Genomic DNA, 22,179 nt, shown 5'->3' with positions numbered 1-22,179 from the left:
GCACATGCTCATCCCATGCCCCCATTGCGGAACGAGGCCAGTCGAGGAGTTTACCTTCCTCGGTGACGCCGCGCCCACCCGCCCCACCACCAACGATCCTTCATCGATGGAAGCGTGGTACGAATACGTCTATCTGCGCAACAACCCGCGCGGTGCCATCGAGGAATATGCGCACCATTCCGGCGGCTGTCGCTCATGGCTCGTCGTGTCGCGCAACACCGAAACGCATGAAGTCTTCGGTGCGGTGACGGCGCGTGACTTCTCCAAGGCGAAGGACGCGAAGGCATGACCTCCTATCGTCTCGACAAGGGCGGCCTCATCGACCGTTCGTCGGCACTGCGCTTCACCTTCGACGGTGCCCTGCACGTCGGCCACCAGGGCGACACGCTGGCCTCCGCCCTGCTGGCAAACGGCGTCACCCTCATGGGCCGCTCGTTCAAGTATCACCGTCCGCGCAGCGTGATCACCGCAGGTGCGGCCGAGCCCAATGCGCTGGTCGAACTGCGCGAGGGCGGCCGCAAGGAAGCCAACACGCGCGCCACCATGGTGGAGCTCTATGACGGGCTCGTCTCCAAGAGCCAGAACAACTGGCCCTCGCTCGACTTCGACGTGGGCGCCATCACCTCGCTCGCCTCGTCGGTCTTCGTCGCGGGCTTCTACTACAAGACCTTCATGTGGCCGAAGAGCTTCTGGGAGAAGATCTACGAGCCCATCATCCGCCGCGCCGCAGGCCTCGGCACCGCGTCGAAACTTCCCGATCCCGACAAGTACGAGAAGTCCTATGCCCATTGCGACGTGCTGGTGATCGGCTCCGGCCCGACCGGCCTGATGGCGGCACTCGCCGCCGCCCGCTCGGGCAAGCGTGTCATCCTTGCCGATGAAGGTTCGGCGCTTGGTGGCTCGCTGCTCAACGAACAGGAAGAAATCGGCGGACAGTCCGGCCTCGATTTCACCAGGGGCGTCATCGCTGAACTCAGCAGCATGCCCAACGTCACGCTGCTGCCGCGCACCACCATCATGGGCTGGTTCGACGGCAACATCTTCGGTGCGGTGGAGCGCGTCAGCGATCATCTGCGCGTGCCGGACCCTTATGAGCCGCGCCAACGCTACTGGAAGATCCACGCCAAGCGCGCCGTGCTCGCAGCGGGCGCGGAAGAGCGCCCGGTGGCCTTCGGCGGCAACGACATGCCGGGCGTCATGACGGCGACCGCAATGCGCACCTATGCTAACCGCTATGCGGCGGCGGCGGGCCGTTCCGTCGTCGTCTTCGGCGGCAATGACTCGATCTACCGCACTGCGCGCGACCTCAAGTCCCACGGCATCCATGTCGAGGCCATCGTCGACAGCCGCAAGGATTCGAAGGCCGATGCAGCGGGCGTTCCCGTGCTGCGGGGCGCTCTCGTCGCCGATGCGGTCGGCGGCAAGGCGGTAAAATCCGTGCACCTCGCTGACGGCACGCACATCAACTGCGAGGCGGTTGCCATGTCCGGCGGCTGGAGCCCCATCGTCAACCTCGCCTGCCACCGCGGCAAGAAGCCGGTGTGGGACGCGAAGCTCCTGGCCTTCCTGCCGCCCGACAATGGCCCGGCCTTCACGGTGGCGGGTTCCGCCGCCGGCAAGATGCTGCTCTCCGAATGCCTCGCCGATGGCGCGGCCAAAGGTGCGGTGGACGGCAAGCCGATCGATATCCCCACGTCGCGTGATGAGGCTTTCGCCATTGCACCGCTTTGGTGGGTGAAGGAATCCCACGGCAAGGCCTTCATCGACTACCAGAATGACTCGACCGCCAAGGACCTGCCGCTCGCCGCGCGCGAGGGCTATTCGGATGTCGAGCTCGCCAAGCGCTACACCACCACAGGCATGGCCACCGACCAGGGCAAGCTCGGCAACATCAACGCCATTGCGATCCTGGCGGAGGCGACGGGCCGGACGATGGACGAGGTGGGCACCACCACCTTCCGTCCCTTCTACACGCCCGTTTCCTTCGGCGCCTTCACCGGTCCCTTCACCGGCCACCACTTCCAGCCCGTCCGCAAGACGCCGCTGCATGACTGGGCGGAAGAGCAGGGCGCGGTCTTCGTCGAAACCGGATTGTGGATGCGCTCCTCGTGGTTCCCGCGTGAGGGTGAAGACTGGCTGGCCTCCGCCTCGCGCGAGGTGCTCAACACGCGTGGCTCCGTCGGCATCTGCGATGTCTCGACGCTCGGCAAGATCGACGTGCAGGGCAAGGACGCAGGCGCCTTCCTCGACAAGCTCTACTGCAACACCTTCTCGACGCTCGCAGTGGGCAAGGCGCGCTACGGCCTCATGTTGCGCGAGGACGGCATCGTCTATGATGACGGCACCACCTCGCGCCTCGCCGAAGACCATTACGTGATGACCACCACCACGGCGAACGCCGCGAAGGTGATGGCGCAGATGGAATTCGCCCACCAGGCATTGTTCCCCGATCTCGACGTCACCTATGTCTCGGTCACCGAGCAGTGGGCGCAGATGGCGGTGGCGGGGCCGAAGTCGCGCGCCACGCTGCAGAAGCTGGTGGACGGCCTCGTGATGACGGATGAGAGCGTGCCCTACATGGCGGCGCTCGAGGTCTCCATCATGGGCGGCATCCCGGCCCGCCTGTTCCGCCTCTCCTTCTCGGGCGAGCACGCCTATGAGCTGGCGGTTCCGGCGGATTATGGCTCCATGGTCGCCCGCGCGGTGATGCAGGCCGGCGATGAATTCGGCATCACGCCCTATGGCGTCGAGGCGCTTTCCATAATGCGCATCGAGAAGGGCCACGTGGCCGGCGGCGAATTGAACGGCACGACCACGGCGGGTGACCTCGGCATGGGCAAGATGGTGTCCACCAAGAAGGACTTCATCGGCCGCATGATGGCGCAGCGTCCGGGCCTCGTTGACCCGAACCGCCAGCAGGTCGTCGGCATCCGCCCGGTGAACCAGGCGGACCGCATCCGAGCGGGCGCGCATCTGCTGAAGCAGGACGACACGCCCTCGATGAAGAACGATCAGGGCTATGTGACAGGTGTTGCATGGTCACCCATGCTCGACATGTGGGTGGGCCTGGCGCTCTTCGCCAACGGCCGCGCGCGCCATGGCGAGATCGTGCAGGTCTGGGACGGTTTGCGCGGTCACCGCGTGATGGCCGAGATCTGCGACCCGATGCATTTCGACAAGGAGAACAAGAGACTCCATGCCTGAGGCAGCACACATGACCGAACGCACATTCAACCGCGTGTCCCCCCTGCAGGACGTCGCCCTGCAAGGCCGCTTCGGCGCCGACAAGGGTGCCGTCGGCGTCAGCTTCACCGTCCGCCACCCCATGTCGATCGTCACGGTGATCGCGCGGGCCGGGCAGGGCGCTGCCACCGCTGCAGCCCTCAAGGGTTATGACGCGCAATGGGCCGGCCCCGACCAGTATTTCGTCTTGGCCGAAGGCCGCGGCGAGGGCGCGCTCTATCGTGAACTCAAGGCGAAGCTTGCAGGCCTCGCCTCGGTGAGCGACCAGAGCCACGGTCGCGTCATCATTCGTCTTGTCGGCCCCAGGGCCCGCGCCGTGCTGGCCAAGGGCACGCCGGTCGATCTTCATCCGGATGCCTTCCCGGTTGGCAAGTCAGCACTCACGCAAATGGCCCATGTCGGCGTGCACCTCACGCGCGTCGGTGCGGACACTTACGACGTCTCGGTGTTCCGCGGCTTCTCGGAAAGCTTCTGGGAATGGATCACGGAGCAGGCGGAAGAGTTCGGCTATCAGGTAATCTGAAGAGTCACTGCTGAATGTTCATCATGGCCGGGCTTGACCCGGCCATCCTTTATTCCGCCACCAAAAATGATGCGCGGGTCAAGCCCGCGCAAGATGACGTGTGAGGTGTGGTGAGCGCGGCGTGAGTCGCGACAAACCCTAAATCCGCTCCGCCAGCCGCACGATGCGCTTGCAGGCTTCCGTGATGTCCTCGACGCTCACGGTGAGCGCCACGCGCAGGTGCCCCGCACCGCCTGCGCCGAAGCTCTCTCCCGGCATGGTCACCACATTCTCTTCCGCCAGCAGGCGGCGTGCGAAGTCCTCGCCCGAGAGCCCGGTCTTCCGCACGTCCACCATCACGAACATGCCACCTTCGGGCATGCGCGCGGACACCTTCTTGGAATGTTCCAGCGCCTTCACCAGCGCCCGGGCGCGAGCCTCGTAGTTCTTCTTCATCGCATCCACTTCGGGGAAGTGGTTGTCGAGCGCGAAGGCCATGGCATCTTCAAGGAACTGCTGCGAGCCGAACAACATGGTCTCCGTCACCGGTGCGCAACGGTCGCAGAATTCCTTCGAAGCGGCGATCCAGCCGCAGCGGAAGCCCGGCAGCGCATGCGACTTGGAAATCGATGAAACGACGATCGTGCGCTTCTCCAGCTCCGGCACGTCGAAGGGCGAGGAGAACACCGTGTTGCCATAGGTCATCGTGGCATAGACCTCGTCCGAGATGATCCACAGGTTATGCTTCTCGCATACCTTGCCGATCTTCTCGATCTCGGAGCGGGTGAACACCGCACCCGTCGGATTGGACGGCGTGTTCATCAGCAGCGCGCGGGTCCTGGGCGTGATGTGCTTCTCGAGGTCCGCCGCCTTGAGGTGGAAACCATGGTCGGGGTCGACCTTGATCGGCACGGGAATGCCGCCCGCTGCCGCGATCACGCCTTCATAGGTGGCGTAATAGGGGTCGGCCATCAGCACCTCGTCGCCCACCTCGACGACTGACATCATGGCGGCATAGAGGGCGGTCTGGGTGCCGGGCAGGAAGATGAACTGGTCCTCGCTGATGGACCGGCCTGTCTGGCGGGTATAGAGGCGCGACAGCGCCCGGCGGGTGTTGGCCTCGCCCCGGCCCTCGGCATAGCGTAAGCGCCCCGCCCGCATCTGGCGGTTGGCCTCGTCGAGGATGGCAACGGGAGGGGGCGCATCAGGCTCCCCGATCGACAGGAAGATCATCGCTTCGCCCAGGCTTGCGCGACGCTTGCCCTCGATGTGAACGGCCCATTTTTCCGAGCCGAGACCGTCCAGCCTCTCCGTCACTTTCGCAAATTTCATCTTGTGCACCCTTGTTTCGCCGCGCTTTTAGTGCATGGCATCAGCGCGGTCGAGTAGCCCTTATGTGTCAGCGGGGGCTTTACATTTCTGGAGGTTACGCTATTTTGTGCGCTGCACTATATTTCCGGATTTCCCGAGCATGAATTTCTCACGGCGTCAGGTCCTGGGGTCTGCGGCCTTGCTTGGCACGACCATCGCGTCGCTGCGCACGGGTGCGATCCCGTCCTTCGCGGACGCACCTGCCAACCTGTTCATCGAGCAGGCGCCCTTCGCCGAGGACCACGTCCGCAAGCTGGCCGAGGCGCTGGCCCAGAAGCCTTGGGAAGATCGCAAGATCGCCATGCCGCCAGGCTGGGACAAGTTCACCTACGACCAGTACCGCGATATCCGGTTCAACCCGGATCGCTCGTTCTGGAAGGGCGAGCCGCATCGCTTCTCGTTTGACCTGTTCCATTCGGGCTTCCTGTTCACAGCACCTGTCGATGTCTACGTCGTCGACAGTGGCGAGATGGCCCGCATCAATTACAGCCCGGACCTGTTCACTTTCGGCCCTCTGGCGCCCAAGACGGACGGCAAGACCGACCTGCACTATTCCGGCCTGCGGCTGCGCTACCCCATCAATTCCCCGGACTACAACGACGAATTCGCGGTGTTCCAGGGTGCATCCTATTTCCGCGCCGTGGGCAAGGGCATGGTCTATGGGCTCTCGGCCCGCGGCCTCGCGGTTGATACCGGCCAGCCCAAGGGCGAGGAATTTCCGGCCTTCCGCGCCTTCTGGGTCAGGAAGCCGGACGCCGCCGCCACCACGATCGTGGTCGAGGCGCTGCTCGACAGCCCTTCCGTCACCGGTGCCTACAAGTTCTCGATCAAGCCGGGTGACGACACCCAGATGGACGTCGAGCTCACCCTCTACCCCCGCCGCGACATCGCGCATGTCGGCATCGCGCCGATGACGTCGATGTTCCTGCTCGATCCGCTCAACAAGCCGGTCGACGATTTCCGCCCGGCGGTTCACGACTCGGACGGGCTGATGATGCAGACCGGCGCCGGGGAATGGCTGTGGCGCCCACTGTCCAACCCCAAGAGGCTGCAGGTCTCGGCCTTCATCGACCAGAGCCCCCGCGGCTTCGGCTTGATGCAACGCAAGCGCGACTACCGCGATTTCATGGACCTCGAGGCGCGCTACGAAAAGCGCCCCAGCCTGTGGGCGGAACCCATCGGCGACTGGGGGCCGGGCGACGTGGAACTCTATGAAATCCCCACCCAGCTCGAGACGAATGACAACATCGTGGCCTTCTGGCAGCCCAAGGACGGGCTGAAGCAGGGCCAGAGCTATTCCTACGTCTATCGCCTGCACTGGTGCCTGGACTGGCCGGGTGACGCGGCCGTGGCCCGCACGGTGTTCTCAGGCAGCGGAACCGACCCGAATTTTACGGCCGATCCGCCATCTTATGACCCAGATCTCAGGCTTTACATCCTTGAATTCTCTGGCGGTGACCTTGAAGGGGACATCGTGGCGGATGTGACGGCCTCCGCCGGGGTCATCTCCAACGTGCATGCAGCCAAGAACGACGTGGCCAAGACCACGCGGCTCTCCTTCGAGCACAACGTCAATGGGGCAGATGTGGCGGAATTGCGCGCCGTGCTGAAGCGCGGCGACAAGAAGCCAAGCGAAACATGGCTGTTCCGGTGGACCAGAAGCTGACCGGCGCGATACCGGCCGAAGCGCCGCTCGCCATGCCCGTGCAGAACCTGCGCGCCTGGGCGGGCAAGCCCGTGTCCGCCGGCAATCCGCCCAGCGTCACGCTGGCCCGCCTCTTCGTTTTCGGCGCCTCCATCCTCATCACCGGTTTCGGCACCTGGAAAATGTACCAGGTCATCAGCCCGGTGAACGCCACCATGCTGCAGGTTCTCTTCGCCACCTTCTTCGCGCTCACCTTCGCATGGATCGCCTTCTCCTGCGCCAGCGCCATCCTGGGCTTCGTGGTGCTGCTGCGTGGCAAGGCGGCCCTGCCGAAGCTCGCCGAAACCTCCGAGATGGGCCGCACGGCGCTCCTCATGCCGGTCTACAACGAAGATCCGGAGCGCGTCTACGCCGCGCTGTCGCGCATGGGTCAGGCGCTGCGCCGCGAGGGCGTTGCCCGCCACTTCGACATCTTCGTGCTGTCGGATACGCGCAAGGAGCACATCGCCGCCGCCGAGGTGGATGCCTATCAATGGCTGAAGCGCCAGCTGGCGCCCGCCATCAAGGTCTATTACCGCCGCCGCGACAACAACCACCACCGCAAGGCCGGCAACATCGCCGACTTCGTCACCCGCTGGGGTGCCGCCTACGACCACATGATCGTGCTCGATGCCGACAGCGACATGTCGGCTGGCGCCATGATCACGCTGGCCCGCGCCATGGCGGCAGACCCCAGGTCCGGCATCATCCAGTCGCTGCCGCTCTTGCAGAACCGTTGGACGCCCTTCGCCCGCATGACGCAGTTCGCCGGCCGCGTCTATGGTCCGCTCGTCGCTGCGGGCCTCTCCGCCTGGCACGGCCGTGACGGCAACTACTGGGGCCACAACGCCATCATCCGCACCAGGGCCTTTGCCGAGGCCTGCGGCTTGCCTGAGCTCAAGGGCCGCAAACCCTTTGGCGGCCATGTCTTGAGCCATGACTTCGTCGAGGCCGCCCTCATGCGCCGTGCCGGCTGGGCCGTTTACATGCTGCCCTCGCTCACTGGCTCCTACGAGGAAACGCCGCCCTGCCTGATCGATCTCGCCACGCGTGACCGGCGCTGGGCCCAGGGCAATCTGCAGCACATGAAGATCGTCGGCGCCAAGGGCCTCCACTGGGTCAGCCGCGTGCACCTGATCCAGGGCATCATGTCCTACCTCGCCTCGCCGCTGTGGCTCATGCTGCTGCTGGCGGGCCTGCTGCTCGCCACTGTGGCGCGCCACACCACGCCCAATTATTTCCCCGACAGCTTCTCGCTGTTCCCCGTCTGGCCGGTGTTCGACCCGGAACTGGCGCTCAGGCTCTTCGCCATCACCTTCGCCGTGCTCTATCTGCCCAAGCTGCTCGCCCTCATCCTCGCATTGAAGGATACGGAACTGCGCAAGGGCTGCGGCGGCACCATCGGCCTGTTCAAGAGCGTGCTGGCGGAAACCTTCGTCTCCATGCTGCTCTCGCCCATCATGATGCTCATCCAGTCACGCGTGGTGGCAGATGTGATGATCGGCCGTGACTCCGGCTGGAACGCCCAGAACCGCGATGACCAGGCCATGCCCTTCAAGGCCTGCGCCCGCGTCCATGCCTTGCATGTGGTGGCAGGCATCGCCTTCGGCGTGCTGGCCTTCCACATCTCCTGGTCCACCTTCCTGTGGCTGGCGCCCATTGCCGGCGCGCTCATGCTCTCGCCGCTCGTGTCATGGTCGACGGGCCTTCCCGTCTTCGGCCGCAAGCTGTGGCACTGGAACGTCTTCCGCATCCCGGAGGAAGCCCCGCGCAAGGCTGATGAAATGGTTGCCGAAGCCGTGCCGGTCGAGCCGCTGCTCGAAGCCGCGCAATAGTTACATCGTCCTCTCCCGCGAAGCGGGAGAGGAGGGGGCCCCAACGAAGTTGGGGTAGGTGAGGGGACGTGTCCCCCGACTGTGATGTGTCCCCTCATTTCCCCATTGCGTTCCGCAACGGGTCCCTTCTTCTCCCGCTGAAGAAGCGGGAGAAGACACGGGATCATCACCCCGCAGGCGTCACAACGCCATCCGACGCAATGCTGATCCACCTTGCCCCCCGCAGGCTCTCCAATTCTTCCGCCGTCACGCATGCCATCACGCAATGCCGGCCGTAGAGCGTCGCCGCCACCTCGGCACCCACCGCAAGGTTGATGTCGGCCTCTGCAAGGATGATCGCCACCGGTGCTGTCCCCAGCCGGATGGCCTCGGCAATGGCTCCCGGAGCGGAGCCCGATCCGCGCGTTTCCGTCATCACCAGCACCGTGTCCTTGACGCAAGCCCCGCGCTGCGGATGGTGCACGTCAATGATCTTGCCCGTCCGGGGCTCGAAAGCGCCCCAGAAGCTCAGCGGCTCGTCGAGTGACAGGACAGGGCCTTCCGCCGAACCGGCTGTGAGCATCCGCGCCCGCATCATGCGTTAGTCCACAGGGCAGGGTCGCGCCACACCTCGCCGCGGATGGCGCTCTCCACGCATTCCTTCAGCGAGCCGAAGGCCACCTCCACGCCCAGCATGCCCGGCGCGTAATAGGCCCACTTCGCCGCATTGGTCATCACGCGGCCCGTGAGCCCGCGCACGCGCGGCGAATGGTAGGTGCACACATCGACGGGCACCTCGACGCCCGAGGCCTGCAACCTCTCGATCCAGCCCCTGGCGCGGGCCATCTCGCGCACGCCGCGGCTGGTGGACACCAGCATCGGCAGCCCTGCCTTAACCTTGCGCCCGTCGAACAGCCGCACCAGTGCCTCGAACTCAACCAAACCGAAATGCGGCGTGCCGAGCGCCACCGCATCGAGTGGCCCGTCCGCCGCCGTGGAAAGATCGCGATGCGCGCGGGCCAGATCCTCGGCGCTGACGCGGTGCATGTCGCCCGTGTCGAACACCGAAGCAAGCTCAGGTGCTTCCGGTGTCACGCCCACGGCGTGCCACAGCTCCACCCCGCCTGAGGAGGCGGCGGCCGAACTGATCGCCTTCAGTGCAAAGGACGGCGTATCCGGAAAGAGGCCCGAGATCACCGGCACGCGCCGCCCGGAAAGCCTGCCGGCATGATGCCCGATCAGATGCGCGAAGATGTCCTCGCGCCGCCATTGCTCCGGCAGCGCAGTGGTATCAATGTGAAGCTCCGCGTGGCGGCCCTCGTCGCGGTGCAGCCCGGCGTCAGGCGCCAGCCCCGTCAATGCGCAGGCCACATCGAGGTAGTCGCCATATTTGTTGGTCCGCGCGCCCACCACCGAGTTGTAATAGGATACGGCATTGGACTCGCCCACGGCAATGTGGTCGCCCAGTTTCGGCCCGCCCGGTAATTGATAGGGCGCGCAGGTCCATGTGGGTCGCGTTCCCAGCCGCTCGTAGAGATGCATCAGCGTGGCTGCACCCTCGACCATCTCCGGATCTTCAACGCGTGGCCGCAAGCCGGGATCGGCGAGACTGACAACGCCATTGTTGGTCCAGGTCTCGACCGCCAGCGACGCGCCGTTCTCGATCAGGAAGCGCACGAAATCCACATGCGCCTGCCCCGTGTAGAAACACGCATCGAGATGCGCAAAGGAGATGGGGATCAGCCGCTCCGCCCCCATGATCTCAGCCGATTTCACGACGAGCCGCGCCGCAAGCTGCATGGCCTTGCCATGGTCTCCGGCAAGCTGTGCGCGGGTGTGATCGGGCAGGTCGAGGTTCAGGGCTTCACCTGCTCGAGCGCCATGCGGTTCAGCGACTGGTAGTCCGTCTTGCCAGAGCCGAGCAGCGGCAGCTCCGTCAGCACGATCACGTTTCGCGGCATCATCAGCGCCGTTGCATTGGCTTCTTTCAGCTTGTCCTGTGCCGCCTTGACGTCGATCGCGGCATCGGTGGTGAACATCACCAGCTGCTCGCCTTTCCTGAGGTCGGGCACCGCCACCACGGCGTGCTGTGCCTCGGGGAAGGCTGTCGCCAGCCTCTGCTCGACAAGCCCCAGTGACACCATCTCGCCCGCGATCTTGGCGAAGCGCTTGGCGCGGCCGAGAATGCTGACGAAGCCATCCTCATCCACCTTCACGATGTCGCCCGTGTCATACCAGCCATCCTCCGGCGCCTCGATGACGCCGGGGTTCTCGGTGCGCAGGTAGCCGAGCATGATGTTAGGGCCTTTCACATAGAGCCTGCCACCCTCTTCGATTCCCGGCACCGGCTCGAGGCGATACTGGATCTGGTCCAGCATGCGGCCCACCGTGCCGGTGCGGAAATGCATCGGCGTGTTGACGGCAACGACGGGCGCGCATTCGGTGGCGCCATAGCCTTCGAGAATGCGCAAGCCGAACTTCTCCATCCAGGCCTCGCGCGTCTCGGGCTTCACCCGCTCCGCGCCGGCAACGACAAGGCGCACGTTGAAGAAGTCATAGGGGTGGGCGCTTCGGGCATAGCCCATCAGGAACGTGTCGGTGCCGAACAGCACCGTGGCATTGGTCTCGTAGCAGAGCTCCGGCACCACCTTGTAGTGGAGCGGCGAAGGATAGAGGAAGGTCCTGACGCCCGCCAGAACCGGCAGCAGCGCGCCGCCGCTCAGCCCGAAGGCATGGAACATGGGAAGCGCGTTGAACACGACGTCGGAAGCGGTGAAGGCAATGCGTGCCGCCACCTGATAGCGGTTGGCCTGCAGGTTGCGGTGGGAGAGGACGACACCCTTCGGCAGACCCTCTGAGCCCGAGGTGAAGAGGATGATGGCCGGCGCGTTGGGGTCGGACGAGGCACCCGCCATGCGCAGCGCCGTCTTGGAGAAGACACGCGCGAACAGGCCATAGAGCTTGTCCTTGAAGGTCAGCTGCTCGCGCAGCTCCTCGAGGAAAATCACCTTGCGGCCTTCCGCCAGCAGGGCGAGGTCCGCCTCCATGCTGCCCGCCTCGATGAAGCGCTTCGAGGTGACGATGGTGGTGGCCTGTGCCGCCCTGCAGGCCGCCGCCATGTTGACCGCACCCGTCGAGAAGTTCAGCATCGCCGGCACCCGCCCGAACGCATGCAGCCCGAACAGGGTGAGCAGGCAGCCGATGGAATTGGGCAGCAGCACGGCAATGTTCTTCTGGTCTGGCGTCATCTCCGCCATGCGGCGGCCCAGGATGAAGCTGCCCATCACGAGCTTACCGAAGCTCGTCGGGTTGCGCGCAATGTCCTCCACCACCTTGTGCCCGCCGCCGTGGATGTGGCGCGCGTCGAGAAGCGACTGGAACAGCGTCTTGTCGATCTGCGAGGTGCGGAAGACCATGTCGGTCATCACGTCATAGAGCTTGTTGGCCTGCTGCTGGCGCAGCGCCGCACCCTTGAAGCCGTCTGGCGCGGCGAACTTGACGGGCGGCAGAAAGGTGATGGTGATCTTGGGGAACCAGCGCAGCCGCAGCTTGCCGCGCATGCGCGAGAAGGGCGTGTAGAGCGCGCCATCGATGCGCACCGGCAGCACGCGCGCGCCTGCCATCTGGGCGATGGCGCCCGGCCCTTCATAGACCTTCATCAGCGCGCCGGTCACGGTGAGGCGCCCTTCCGGGAAGATCACCACCTTGCGGCCGCGCTTCAACTCATCCACCAGCACGCGCAGCGCCATCGGGTTGGTCGGGTCGATGGGGATCATCTTGAACAGCATGAAGGCGGGTCTCGCCCACCATTTCTGCGACACATGGGTGTCGATCGCGAAGCTCGCCCGCTCCGGCAGGAAGGAGGACAGCAGTGGCCCGTCGAGGAACGACGTGTGGTTGGCCACGATCACCGCCTTGCGTCCCGCCGCCTTGTAGTTCTCCAGCCCCTTCACCTCGACACGGTAGAAGATCCGGAACAGGAAGCGCGCGATGGAGGCGGTCAGCTCCTGAGTGAGGAGATGCGCCACAAACACCGACGCCACCGCGTTGCACAGGCCCAGCAGCAGGAAGAAGGCCTGCGCCGACATGAATTTCAGCAGCACCGCCCCGGCAAGCGCCGAGAAGATCATGAAGATCGCGTTCATCACGTTGTTTGCGGCGATCACCTGGCTGCGCCGCGAGGGCACCGAGCGGTGCTGCATGATGGCGTTGAGCGGCACGGCATAAAGTCCGCCGAAGAAGGCCACGAAGAACAGGTCGGCGCCGACGCGCCAGCCCTGCCAGTGGCTGAAGAAGGCCACGACACCTGCATTGCTCGCGCCCGCCATGACGGCATGGGCATCGCCTGCCGAAAAATAGAGGTCGAGCAGGAACACCGTCATCATGATCGAGGCGATGGGCACGTAGCGCGGCGAGACTTCGCCCTTGAGCAGCCAGTTGGTCAGCAGCGAGCCCGCGCCGATACCGATGGTGAAAAGGCCGATGAAGGCGTTGGCCACCGTGTCGTCGGCCAGCAGCACGTCACGCGTGAAGACGGGGAGCTGCGCCATGATGGCGGCGCCCAGGAACCAGAACCACGAAGCCCCGATCACCGACCAGAACACGTCCTCGCGCTCACGCGCATAGGAGAGCAGCTTCAGGGTGGCGCGTGGGATGTTCCAGTCGAATTTGAGCGAGGGATCGCCGGGTGCGGACGGCATCAGGAAGGCGCAACCATAGGCAATGACGGCAAGCACGATGATGGAAATCGCCAGGATGTCACGCCCCACGCCCTGCAGCACCAGGAAGCCGCCGAACAGCGTACCGAGCAGGATGGTCACGAAGGTGCCGAGCTCGATCAGCGCATTGCCGGCGATCAGCTCATCGCGCTTCAGGTATTGCGGCAGCACGCCATATTTGAGCGGCCCGAAGAAGGCCGCCGTGGTGCCGGCGAGGAACAGCACCGTGAGGTGCATGTATGGGTTTTCGAGATAGAGGCTCAGGCCGCCGAACACCATGGCGGCAAGGTCGAACAGCTTCACCCAGCGCGCCACCGTGGCCTTGTCGTATTTGTCGGCAAGCTGCCCCGCGATGGCGGAGAACAGGAAGTAGGGCAGCATGAACAGGGCAAGCCCCGCCTGCACGAACAGCGCCGCGTCGAAGCCGAAGCGCACGGCCAGGTCGTAGGTGATGAGGATGGCGATGCCGTTGCGCACCGCATTGTCGTTGAAGGCGCTGATCGCCTGCGTCACGAAGAGGGGCAGGAAGCTCCGCGATGTCAGGATCGCAAACTGGCTCTTTGTCTCGGTCGTCTCGCCGCTCATCGAAATGTCAAATCCGTTGGTTGCATTCACTGCCGGAGACTATGTCAGACCCGTGACGGATCATCAAACGCCGAAAACAATATCGTGATCTCCCGTGGGCGAACCGGGGCCGGCAGGGGCCCGTAACGAGCCATGTCAATTCAGACACAGGGAGATTACTGAATGAAGCGCCTTCGCAACCTTGCCGCCGCCGCTGCCATTGCCGTATCCAGCTTTGCCATGTCCGCACAGGCCTTCGCCGCCGACGTGGTGGATACCGCCGTCGCCGCCGGCAACTTCAAGACGCTGGTCGCCGCCGTGCAGGCCGCGGGCCTCGTCGACACGCTGAAGGGCGCTGGCCCCTTCACCGTCTTCGCCCCCACCGATGAAGCCTTTGCCAAGCTGCCGGCCGGCACGGTCGAGATGCTGCTGAAGCCCGAAAACAAGGACAAGCTCGTCGCCATCCTCACCTACCACGTGGTGCCGGGCAAGGTGATGGCGGCTGATGTCGCCGGCAAGGAGATCATGGTCAAGAGCGTCCAGGGTTCCGAGATCGACGTCAACGGCAAGGACGGCGTCATGGTCGACAATGCCAAGGTCATCAAGGCCGACATCGTGACTGACAACGGCGTGATCCATGTGATCGACGCGGTGATCATGCCGAAGATGTAAGGCCTGCGCGGGGCGGCGCCACTCCCCCGGCGCCGCCTCGCTCTCTTGTGTGTTGTGTTCGCGTAAAATTCCAATTGCAGTCCCATTCCCCAACGTCCCGTTGCCGGGTCTGTCCCGGCAATGCGTGAATTTTGCCCGAGTGTCTCCACGCTCTCTCGTTCACCGGCACTCACTTCCCACCGCTCATCATCACCGGGCTTATCCCGATGATCTTTTTTGCCGTCCGCCGAAAAGGATGCCCGGGACAAGCCCGGGCATGATGGAAGCTGGAGGGTCGCAAGACCCAAATCTGGAGTATGCACCTTTCTAGCACATCGAGCGCGCGCTGTCAAGGACTAATTTCTTCAACTAGGATTGACCTATCCCGCCACCATGCGCGGCGTCATCTCGATCAGCGTCGGGCCCTCGGCTTTGAGCGCGGTGCGAATGGCTGCGGCCAGCGCCTTCAGGTCCTTCGGCTGTTCGGCATTGAGGCCATAGGCCTTGGCGAGCATCTGGTAATCCGGGTTCATCAGCGTCACGGCGTTGGGCTGGATGCCCTTCCTCACCATGTCGTCGCGGATCTCGCCCAGCGCATTGTTGTTCCACATCAGAATCACGATGGGCAGCTTGTGCTCTGCCGCCGTGCCCAACTCGTTGATGGTATACTGGATGCCATAATCGCCGATCAGCACGGCAACGGGCCGGTCACCCACGCCGAACTTGGCGCCGATGCCGACAGGCAGGCCGAAGCCCAGCGTGCCGAAGCCAACGGGGTGCAGCCACGTGCGCGGCATGCTGACGGGAAACACCTCGTTCGCGGCATAGGCGATCTGCGTCATGTCGGAGGCGATGACGGTGCCTTCCGGCAGTTCCTTGCGGATCACCTCCAGCACTTCGGTGAGCATGGCGCGCAGCGCATCGGGCTCGCCCATGTCGAAGCTAGCCTCGGCCTTGCCTTTCTTCTCCGTCACGCCCGTGGCGATCAGTTCCAGCGCCTCGCGCGCGTCGCCGAGGATGGCGATTTCGGCGGTGTGCGGGCGCGCCATCACGGCGGGGTCGAGGTCGATGCGGATCAGGTTCTTCTCGATCGCCATGGAGTCGTTCCAGTGGTCGGTCTCGGAAAGCTCCGATCCGACGCACAGGATGGCATCAGACTCCGCCACCAGCGTCCAGAAGCCCTCGCGGGCGAGGATCTGGCCAAGGCACAGCGGGTGGTTGGTGGGAACAGCACCCTTGCCGGCCGTCGTGGTGATGATCGGCGCCTTCAGCTTCTCGGCAATCTTGACGGCGGCCTTGCCTGCCCCAAGCGCGCCGCCGCCCAGCACGATCAGCGGCTTCTTTGCGTCATTGAGCTTGGCGATAGCGGCAGCGATCTGCCCGGCATTGGGGGAGGGGCGTTGCGGCACGGCACGCGGGCTCCAGCCGTCACCAGCGGGTTCCTTCAGCAGGTCGAGCGGCACTTCGATGTAGACGGGCCGTGGCCGCGCACTGGCAAAATGCGCGAAGGCGGAGGCCACCGCATCGCGCACGTCCTTCGGCGTATAGCAGCGGAAGTTGAGCGCCGTCACCGCCGCGGCAGCGCCGCGCTGATCGATCATCTCATGCAGGCGCCCGCGCCCCTGCGCCGAATCGCGGATGTCGAGTGCCGAGGAAATGACCAGCACGTTGCTCGAGTCGGACCACGCCTGGCCCAGCGGTGTGAGAATGTTGGTGAGGCCCGGCCCGGTGATGGTGAAGCACACGCCGGGCTTTCCCGTGGCCCGCGCATAGCCGTCCGCCATGAAGCCAGCACCCTGTTCGTGGCGGACCAGCACATGCTTGATCTTGGAACGCGGCAGCGCGCGATACATCTCGACGTTATGGACGCCCGGAATACCGAAAATGGTATCGACGCCATAGGCTTCGAGGAGGCCGACGAGGGCTTCGCCGGTCGAGAGTTCTGCGCGTTTCGACATGTCAGGCTGCTTTCGTTGAAGGCTCGGGTGGGTTCACCGCATGGCATGCCACAAGGCTTCCGTCATGCGCAAGCAGGTGGGGATTGACGCGGGCGCAGGGTTCGAAGTTCCACGGGCAGCGCGGGTGGAAGGTGCAGCCCGATGGCGGGCTCAGTGGCGACGGTAGCTCACCCGTCAGCACGATGCGCTCACGCTTGCGCTCGGGGTCTGGCTGCGGCGTGGCTGAGAGGAGCGCCTTGGTATAGGGGTGCTGGGGTGCGTTGAAGATCGCGTCGCGTGTGCCCTGTTCCACTGCGCGGCCGAGGTACATCACCATCACGTCATCCGCGATGTGGCGCACCACCGACAGGTCATGGCTGATGAACAGGTAGGCGAGGTTGTGCCGGTCCTGCAGGTCGGCCAGCAGGTTCAGCACCTGCGCCTGGATGGAAACGTCGAGTGCCGAGACAGGCTCGTCGAGCACGAGGAGTTCGGGGTCCAGCATCAGTGCGCGCGCGATGGCAATGCGCTGGCGCTGGCCACCCGAAAACATGTGCGGGTAGCGGTCATAGTGTTCCGGCCTGAGGCCAACGCTGGCCATCATCTCGCGCGCCTTTTCGGTGCGCTCCTTCGATGCCATGGAGGTGTTGACGAGGAGGGGCTCCTCCAGCGCGTGGCCGATCTTCTGGCGCGGATTGAGCGAGCCATAGGGGTTCTGGAACACGATCTGCACGCGGGCGCGCAGCGCCTTCAGCTGGGCCGGCGTTGCGCCAACGATTTCCTGCCCGCCGATGTTCAGCGAACCCGAGGTGGGCAATTCGATCATGGTGATGAGACGGGCGAGGGTTGACTTGCCGCAGCCGGATTCTCCAACCACGGCCAGCGTCTTGCCGCGCGCGATGGTGAAGCTCGCGCCATCAAGCGCCTTCAGCGTGGCCTGGCCGGAAAAGGCACCACGCGAAACGGAGTAGTAGCGGGCGAGGTCGCGGGCGGTGACGACGATGCTCATGCCGCCTTCTCCTTTCCGGGGTGGTTCTGCGGAACGCCGTCATGCAGCGGATAGTGGCACAGCGCGCCATCGATCCGCGGCGGCTTTGTGGTGCGGCACAGCTCGGTGGCAAGCTGGCAGCGCGGCGCGAACAGGCAGCCGGCGGGCCGGTCGAACTGGCCGGGCACCACGCCGGGGATCGAGGGCAGCTTGCGTCCCCTGGCGCGCTCGGGCAGGGCCGAGAGCAAGGCGGCGGTGTAGGGGTGGTGCGGATCGCGGAACAGGTTCTTCACCACCTGCTCCTCCACCTTCTGTCCGGCATATTGCACCGACACGCGCTCGGCGGTTTCCGCCACCACGCCCATGGAATGGGTGATGAGCACGAGGCCCATGCCCGTCTCCCGCTGCAGCCTGACGAGCAACTCGAGGATCTGCGCCTGGATGGTGACGTCGAGTGCGGTGGTGGGTTCGTCCGCAATGAGGAGCTTGGGGCTGCAGGCAATCGCCATGGCGATCATCACGCGCTGGCTCATGCCGCCCGACAGCTGGTGCGGATAGGCCTTCAGCCGCTGTTCGGGAGACGGGATGCCGACGAGGCCCAGGAGTTCGATGGCGCGCGCCTTGCGCTGCGCCTTGTCGAGGTCGAGGTGCTCCTTCAGCGCCTCCATGATCTGGAAGCCTACGGTGAAGCAGGGGTTGAGGCTCGACATCGGCTCCTGGAAGATCATGGCAATATCCTTGCCGATGATCCTGCGCCGCTCATTGGCGGACATCCCCAGAATATCGATTCCCTCGAAGAGCATCTTGTCGGCCGTTACCTTCGCGGTCCACGGCAGCAGGCCCATGACGGCCAGCATGGACACGGACTTGCCGGAGCCGGACTCGCCGACGATGGCCAGCACCTCGCCCTTGTCGACTTTGATGGTCACGCCATCGACGGCGCGAAAGTAGCCGGAGCCGGTCTTGAACTCGACCGTGAGGTTCTCGATTTCGAGCAGCGCCCCATTCTTACCCGACATGCTCAGCTCCTCCTCAGCCGCGGGTCGAGCGCGTCGCGCAGGCCATCGCCCATGAGGTTGATGGCCAGCACGGTGACGAGAATGGCAAGGCCCGGGAAGGCCATGACCCAGGGGTGCGACAGCATCAGGTCGCGCGTGTCGGCCAGCATGGAGCCCCATTCCGGCGTGGGCGGCTGCGCGCCGAGGCCTAAGAAGCCGAGGCCCGCCGCTTCGAGGATGGCATCCGACAGGCCGAGTGCGGCCTGCACGATGAGGGGTGCCAGGCAGTTCGGCAGCACCGTCTTCGTCATCAGCCGGAACTTGCCGACGCCCGAAACCTTGGCCGCCGTCACATAGTCCTTGGTGAGTTCGGTCAAGGCCGAGGCGCGCACGAGGCGCACATAGCGCGGCAGGCCCACGATGGTGACCGCCACGATGGTGTTGGTGAGGTTGGGTCCGATGATGGCGATGATGAGAATGGCCAGCACCAGCGAGGGGATGGCCATGATCAGGTCCATCACGCGGATGATGATCACGTCGACGATGCCGCCGAAGAAGGCGGCGGCAAGGCCCAGCGCCACGCCCACCACCATCGACACGACCATGACGGAGAGGCCGATGAACAGCGAGACGCGCGCGCCATACATGAGGCGCGAGAGCATGTCGCGGCCCACGGCATCGGTGCCGAGCAGGAACTTCGGGTCGCTCCCCTCCACCCAGAAGGGCGGCAGCTTGGAGAAGCCGCGGAACTGCTCGATGGGGCTGTAGGGCGCCAGCACATTGGCGAAGATGGCGACGAACAGGATGAAGCTGACCACCGCAAGCCCCAGCACCGCGCCCCGGTTCTCGCGGAAGGCGCGCCAGAAGGCGCGCAAGGGTCCGGGCGGGGCCGGTGCTGTTGCGGTGGGGGCAAGGCTCGCGTCACTTGGCATGGCGGATCCTCGGGTTGATGAGGCCATAGAGCATGTCGATGAACAGGTTGACGAGAATGACGATGGTGGCGATCAGCATGATGCCGCCTTGCAGGGCCGGATAGTCGCGGCGGTTGATCGACTCGATCAGCCACTTGCCGACGCCCGGCCACGAGAAGATGGTTTCTGTCAGCACCGCGCCGGCCAGCAATCCGCCCACCTGCAACCCGATAACGGTGACAACGGGGATCAGTGCATTGCGCAGCGCATGAACGCCCACGATGCGCGTCCAGGACAGGCCCTTGGCGCGGGCCGTGCGCACGTAATCCTCTTCCAGCACTTCCAGCATGGACGAACGCGTCATGCGCGCGATGACGGCGAGCGGCACGGTGCCCAGCACGATCATCGGCAGGATGAGGTGGCGCACCGCATCCATGAAGGCGCCCTTCTGGCCTGACAGGATCGAGTCGATCAGCATGAAGCCGGTCACCGGCTGGTAATAGAACTTGATGAGGTCGACGCGGCCCGACACGGGCGTCAGGTGCAGCGTGTTGGACATGACGAGCACCAGGATCAGGCCCCACCAGAAGATCGGCATGGAATAACCGGTGAGTGCAAGGCCCATCAGCGTCTGGTCATAGACGCCGCCGCGGCGCGAGGCGGCGATGACACCGGCGGGTATCCCCAGCACGATGGCGAAGATCATGGCGGTGATGGTGAGTTCCAGCGTGGCCGGAAACAGCGTCAGGAATTCATGGAGCACAGGCGACTTGGACACGATGGAGGTGCCGAAATCGCCATGCAGCAGCGCGTTCGCATAATCGAGGAACTGCTTCCACAGCGGCTGGTCGAGGCCCATGTCATGGCGCAGCTGCGCCAGCCGTTCGGGCGAGATGCCGCGTTCGCCGCGGCGCACCTCGATGGGGTCTCCCGGCACCAGCCGAAGCATCACGAAGGTGATGAACATGAGTGCGATGAAGGTCGGGATGGTCAGCGCCAGGCGCTTGAGGAAAAACCGGATCATGTGAACCCGTGAAGGCGGCAGGCTGCCGCCGGATCGAAAAAGCCCTTCCCCCGGTCTGGCCGGGAGAAGGGCGGGTGTGTCAGCTTACTCGGCGATGTCCACGTTCTGGAATTCGTGGCTGCCGAGCGGGCTCACCTTGTAGCCCGTCACCTTCTTGCTGATCGGCTCGAACACCGTGGAATGCGCAATGTTCACCTGCGGCATTTCCTCCGCCTGGATCTTCTGCGCTTCCTGGTAGAGCTTGGTGCGCTCGGCCTGATCGGTAATCTCCGCAGCCTTGTCCACCACTTCCTTGAACTTGGCGTTGCACCACTTCGGAATGTTGTTGCCGTTGGGCTTGCCTTCGGCGTTGCAGCCGAGGAGAACGGCAAAGAAGTTGTCCGGATCGCCATTGTCACCCGTCCAGCCGAGCATGCCGGTCATGTGTTCACCGGCCTGCATGCGCTTGCGGTACTCGCCCCACTCATAGGACACGAGGGTCGATTCCACGCCGATCTTCGCGAGGTCGGCCTGGATCATTTCCGCCATGCGCTTGGCGTTGGGGTTGTAGGGGCGCTGCACCGGCATCCACCAGATGTCGATCTTCAGGTCCTTGACGCCGGCGTCTTCCAGCATCTTCTTGGCCTTTTCGGGGTTGTATTCGACGTCCTTGGTGGAGTCGTCATACGACCACATGGTCGGCGGGATCAGGTTCTTGGCCTTCTGGCCGGCACCCTGATAGACCTCCTTGATGATCGCATCGCGGTCGATCGCCATGGCGAAGGCTTCGCGCACTTCCTTCTTGTCGAAGGGCGGCTTCATGTTGTTCATCGCGTAGTAGCCGATGTTGAGGCCAGCCTGCTCGAGGACGTTGATGTCCGCGTTGGCCTTCATGTCAGGAAGGTCGGCCGGGTTCGGCGCGATCATGACCTGGCATTCGCCGGCCTTCAGCTTGGCATAGCGAGCCGTCGCATCGGGGGTGATGGCGTAGACGAGATCGTCGATCTTGGGCTTGCCGGCCCAGCCGTCGGCGAAGGCCTTGAAGCGGATGACCGCGTCCTTCTGGTAGTCGACGAAGGAGAACGAACCGGTGCCGACCGGGATCTGGTCGAACTGTTCCGGCGTGCCCTTGTCCATCAGGAACTTGGCGTATTCGGCCGAGTGAATGGCCGCGAAGTCCATCGCCAGGTTGGCGATGATCGGGGCATTCGGCTTCTTGAGCTTGATCACAACCGTCAGGTCGTCGTCACCCTTGGTGATCGACTCCAGCAGGTCGGGCATGCCCATGTCGTTGAAGTAATCATAGGAGCCGGCCGAGACCTTGGCATAGGGATGGTCCGGCTTCCACTGGCGGTCGAAGGACCAGATCACGTCCTCGGCGTTGAGGTCGCGGGTGGGGGTGAAGCCGTTCACGCCCGAATGGAACTTGATGCCGGGGCGCAGCTTGAAGGTGATGGTCAGGCCGTCGGGCGAGACGGTCCAGCTTTCGGCCAGGGCTGGTTCCACCTGCGTGGTGCCGGGCGTGAACTGCACAAGGCGGTTATAGACGGGGCGGGCGGCATCGAAGGTGGTGCCGGTGGTGTTGATCGAGGGGGTGAAGTTCTCGGGCGAACCTTCCGAGCAGTAAACCAGCGTCTTCGCATTGGCGGCACCGGCCACCAGCATGCTCGACGCGAGCAGGGCTGCGCCCAGCAGTTTGTGGAATTTCATGTATAACTCCCTGTCGTCTTTTTACCCGCCCTCCGGGGGGCGTATTTGCACTTAAGCACGAAAAATGGCCTCGATCAAAAGAGGC

General features: G+C 64.5%; 16 protein-coding genes. 6 read left to right on the top strand and 10 right to left on the bottom strand.

What is annotated here, in order from left to right:
* Window positions 1-4: 4 nt before the first annotated feature.
* The 3 genes from WCJ41_RS00485 to WCJ41_RS00475 are packed head-to-tail and all read left to right on the top strand — an operon-like array spanning window position 5 to window position 3,766.
* On the top strand, window positions 5-289 hold the full coding sequence (locus tag WCJ41_RS00485; protein ID WP_336903845.1) for a sarcosine oxidase subunit delta: 285 nt from the start codon (window positions 5-7) through the stop codon (window positions 287-289).
* Window positions 286-3,204: a sarcosine oxidase subunit alpha family protein gene (locus tag WCJ41_RS00480; protein ID WP_336903844.1), complete on the top strand. Its 2,919-nt coding sequence runs from the start codon at window positions 286-288 to the stop codon at window positions 3,202-3,204. Before WCJ41_RS00485 ends, WCJ41_RS00480 begins: the two co-directional genes overlap by 4 nt.
* 10 nt (window positions 3,205-3,214) lie before the next feature.
* A complete protein-coding gene (locus WCJ41_RS00475; protein WP_336903843.1) occupies window positions 3,215-3,766 on the top strand; it encodes a sarcosine oxidase subunit gamma family protein in 552 nt (183 codons plus the stop codon).
* A gap of 138 nt (window positions 3,767-3,904) precedes the next feature.
* Here WCJ41_RS00475 and WCJ41_RS00470 read toward each other — a convergent pair whose 3' ends face one another.
* Window positions 3,905-5,077 carry a pyridoxal phosphate-dependent aminotransferase gene (locus WCJ41_RS00470; protein ID WP_336903842.1) on the bottom strand — a complete coding sequence of 391 codons (1,173 nt, stop codon included), beginning with the start codon at window positions 5,075-5,077 and terminating at the stop codon, window positions 3,905-3,907.
* 139 nt (window positions 5,078-5,216) lie between these two features.
* Here WCJ41_RS00470 and WCJ41_RS00465 point away from each other — a divergent pair, with 139 nt between their 5' ends.
* Entirely contained in the window at window positions 5,217-6,782 is a 1,566-nt protein-coding gene (locus WCJ41_RS00465; protein WP_336903841.1) for a glucan biosynthesis protein G, read from the top strand.
* On the top strand, window positions 6,755-8,635 hold the full coding sequence (gene mdoH / locus WCJ41_RS00460; RefSeq protein ID WP_336903840.1) for a glucans biosynthesis glucosyltransferase MdoH: 1,881 nt from the start codon (window positions 6,755-6,757) through the stop codon (window positions 8,633-8,635). Before WCJ41_RS00465 ends, mdoH begins: the two co-directional genes overlap by 28 nt.
* A 166-nt stretch (window positions 8,636-8,801) precedes the next feature.
* On the opposite strand, the gene WCJ41_RS00455 is transcribed toward mdoH, so the two are convergent.
* Genes WCJ41_RS00455 through WCJ41_RS00445 form a run of 3 tightly spaced genes read right to left on the bottom strand, consistent with a single transcriptional unit; the run spans window position 8,802 to window position 13,917 of the window.
* The gene (locus WCJ41_RS00455; protein ID WP_336903839.1) at window positions 8,802-9,212 is read right to left on the bottom strand and encodes a DUF126 domain-containing protein; all 411 of its coding nucleotides are present in this window, start codon (window positions 9,210-9,212) and stop codon (window positions 8,802-8,804) included.
* Complete coding sequence (locus tag WCJ41_RS00450) at window positions 9,209-10,462, bottom strand: aconitase X catalytic domain-containing protein (RefSeq protein WP_336903909.1); 1,254 nt, start codon at window positions 10,460-10,462, stop codon at window positions 9,209-9,211. Before WCJ41_RS00450 ends, WCJ41_RS00455 begins: the two co-directional genes overlap by 4 nt.
* A gap of 8 nt (window positions 10,463-10,470) precedes the next feature.
* Window positions 10,471-13,917 (bottom strand): acyl-[ACP]--phospholipid O-acyltransferase, encoded by a 3,447-nt coding sequence (locus tag WCJ41_RS00445; protein WP_336903838.1) that lies wholly within the window; start codon window positions 13,915-13,917, stop codon window positions 10,471-10,473.
* 162 nt (window positions 13,918-14,079) lie between these two features.
* Here WCJ41_RS00445 and WCJ41_RS00440 point away from each other — a divergent pair, with 162 nt between their 5' ends.
* Window positions 14,080-14,568 (top strand): fasciclin domain-containing protein, encoded by a 489-nt coding sequence (locus tag WCJ41_RS00440; RefSeq protein WP_336903837.1) that lies wholly within the window; start codon window positions 14,080-14,082, stop codon window positions 14,566-14,568.
* Between the two features lie 359 nt (window positions 14,569-14,927).
* Here WCJ41_RS00440 and WCJ41_RS00435 read toward each other — a convergent pair whose 3' ends face one another.
* The 6 genes from WCJ41_RS00435 to WCJ41_RS00410 form a co-directional block, all read right to left on the bottom strand.
* Entirely contained in the window at window positions 14,928-16,505 is a 1,578-nt protein-coding gene (locus WCJ41_RS00435; protein ID WP_336903836.1) for a 5-guanidino-2-oxopentanoate decarboxylase, read from the bottom strand.
* A gap of 1 nt (window position 16,506) precedes the next feature.
* A complete protein-coding gene (locus tag WCJ41_RS00430; RefSeq protein WP_336903835.1) occupies window positions 16,507-17,493 on the bottom strand; it encodes a peptide ABC transporter ATP-binding protein in 987 nt (328 codons plus the stop codon).
* Window positions 17,490-18,491 carry an ABC transporter ATP-binding protein gene (locus WCJ41_RS00425; protein ID WP_336903834.1) on the bottom strand — a complete coding sequence of 334 codons (1,002 nt, stop codon included), beginning with the start codon at window positions 18,489-18,491 and terminating at the stop codon, window positions 17,490-17,492. The genes WCJ41_RS00430 and WCJ41_RS00425 overlap by 4 nt, the downstream gene beginning before the upstream one ends.
* A 2-nt stretch (window positions 18,492-18,493) precedes the next feature.
* Window positions 18,494-19,402: an ABC transporter permease subunit gene (locus WCJ41_RS00420; RefSeq protein ID WP_336903833.1), complete on the bottom strand. Its 909-nt coding sequence runs from the start codon at window positions 19,400-19,402 to the stop codon at window positions 18,494-18,496.
* On the bottom strand, window positions 19,392-20,405 hold the full coding sequence (locus WCJ41_RS00415) for an ABC transporter permease subunit (protein ID WP_336903832.1): 1,014 nt from the start codon (window positions 20,403-20,405) through the stop codon (window positions 19,392-19,394). Before WCJ41_RS00415 ends, WCJ41_RS00420 begins: the two co-directional genes overlap by 11 nt.
* A gap of 84 nt (window positions 20,406-20,489) precedes the next feature.
* A complete protein-coding gene (locus tag WCJ41_RS00410; RefSeq protein WP_336903831.1) occupies window positions 20,490-22,094 on the bottom strand; it encodes an ABC transporter substrate-binding protein in 1,605 nt (534 codons plus the stop codon).
* Window positions 22,095-22,179: the final 85 nt, after the last annotated feature.

Source organism: Aestuariivirga sp., from assembly GCF_037139295.1.
Lineage (GTDB): Bacteria > Pseudomonadota > Alphaproteobacteria > Rhizobiales > Aestuariivirgaceae > Aestuariivirga.
The sequence above is the reverse complement of the archived record's forward strand: the minus strand, read 5'-3'. Positions and strand labels throughout refer to the sequence as shown.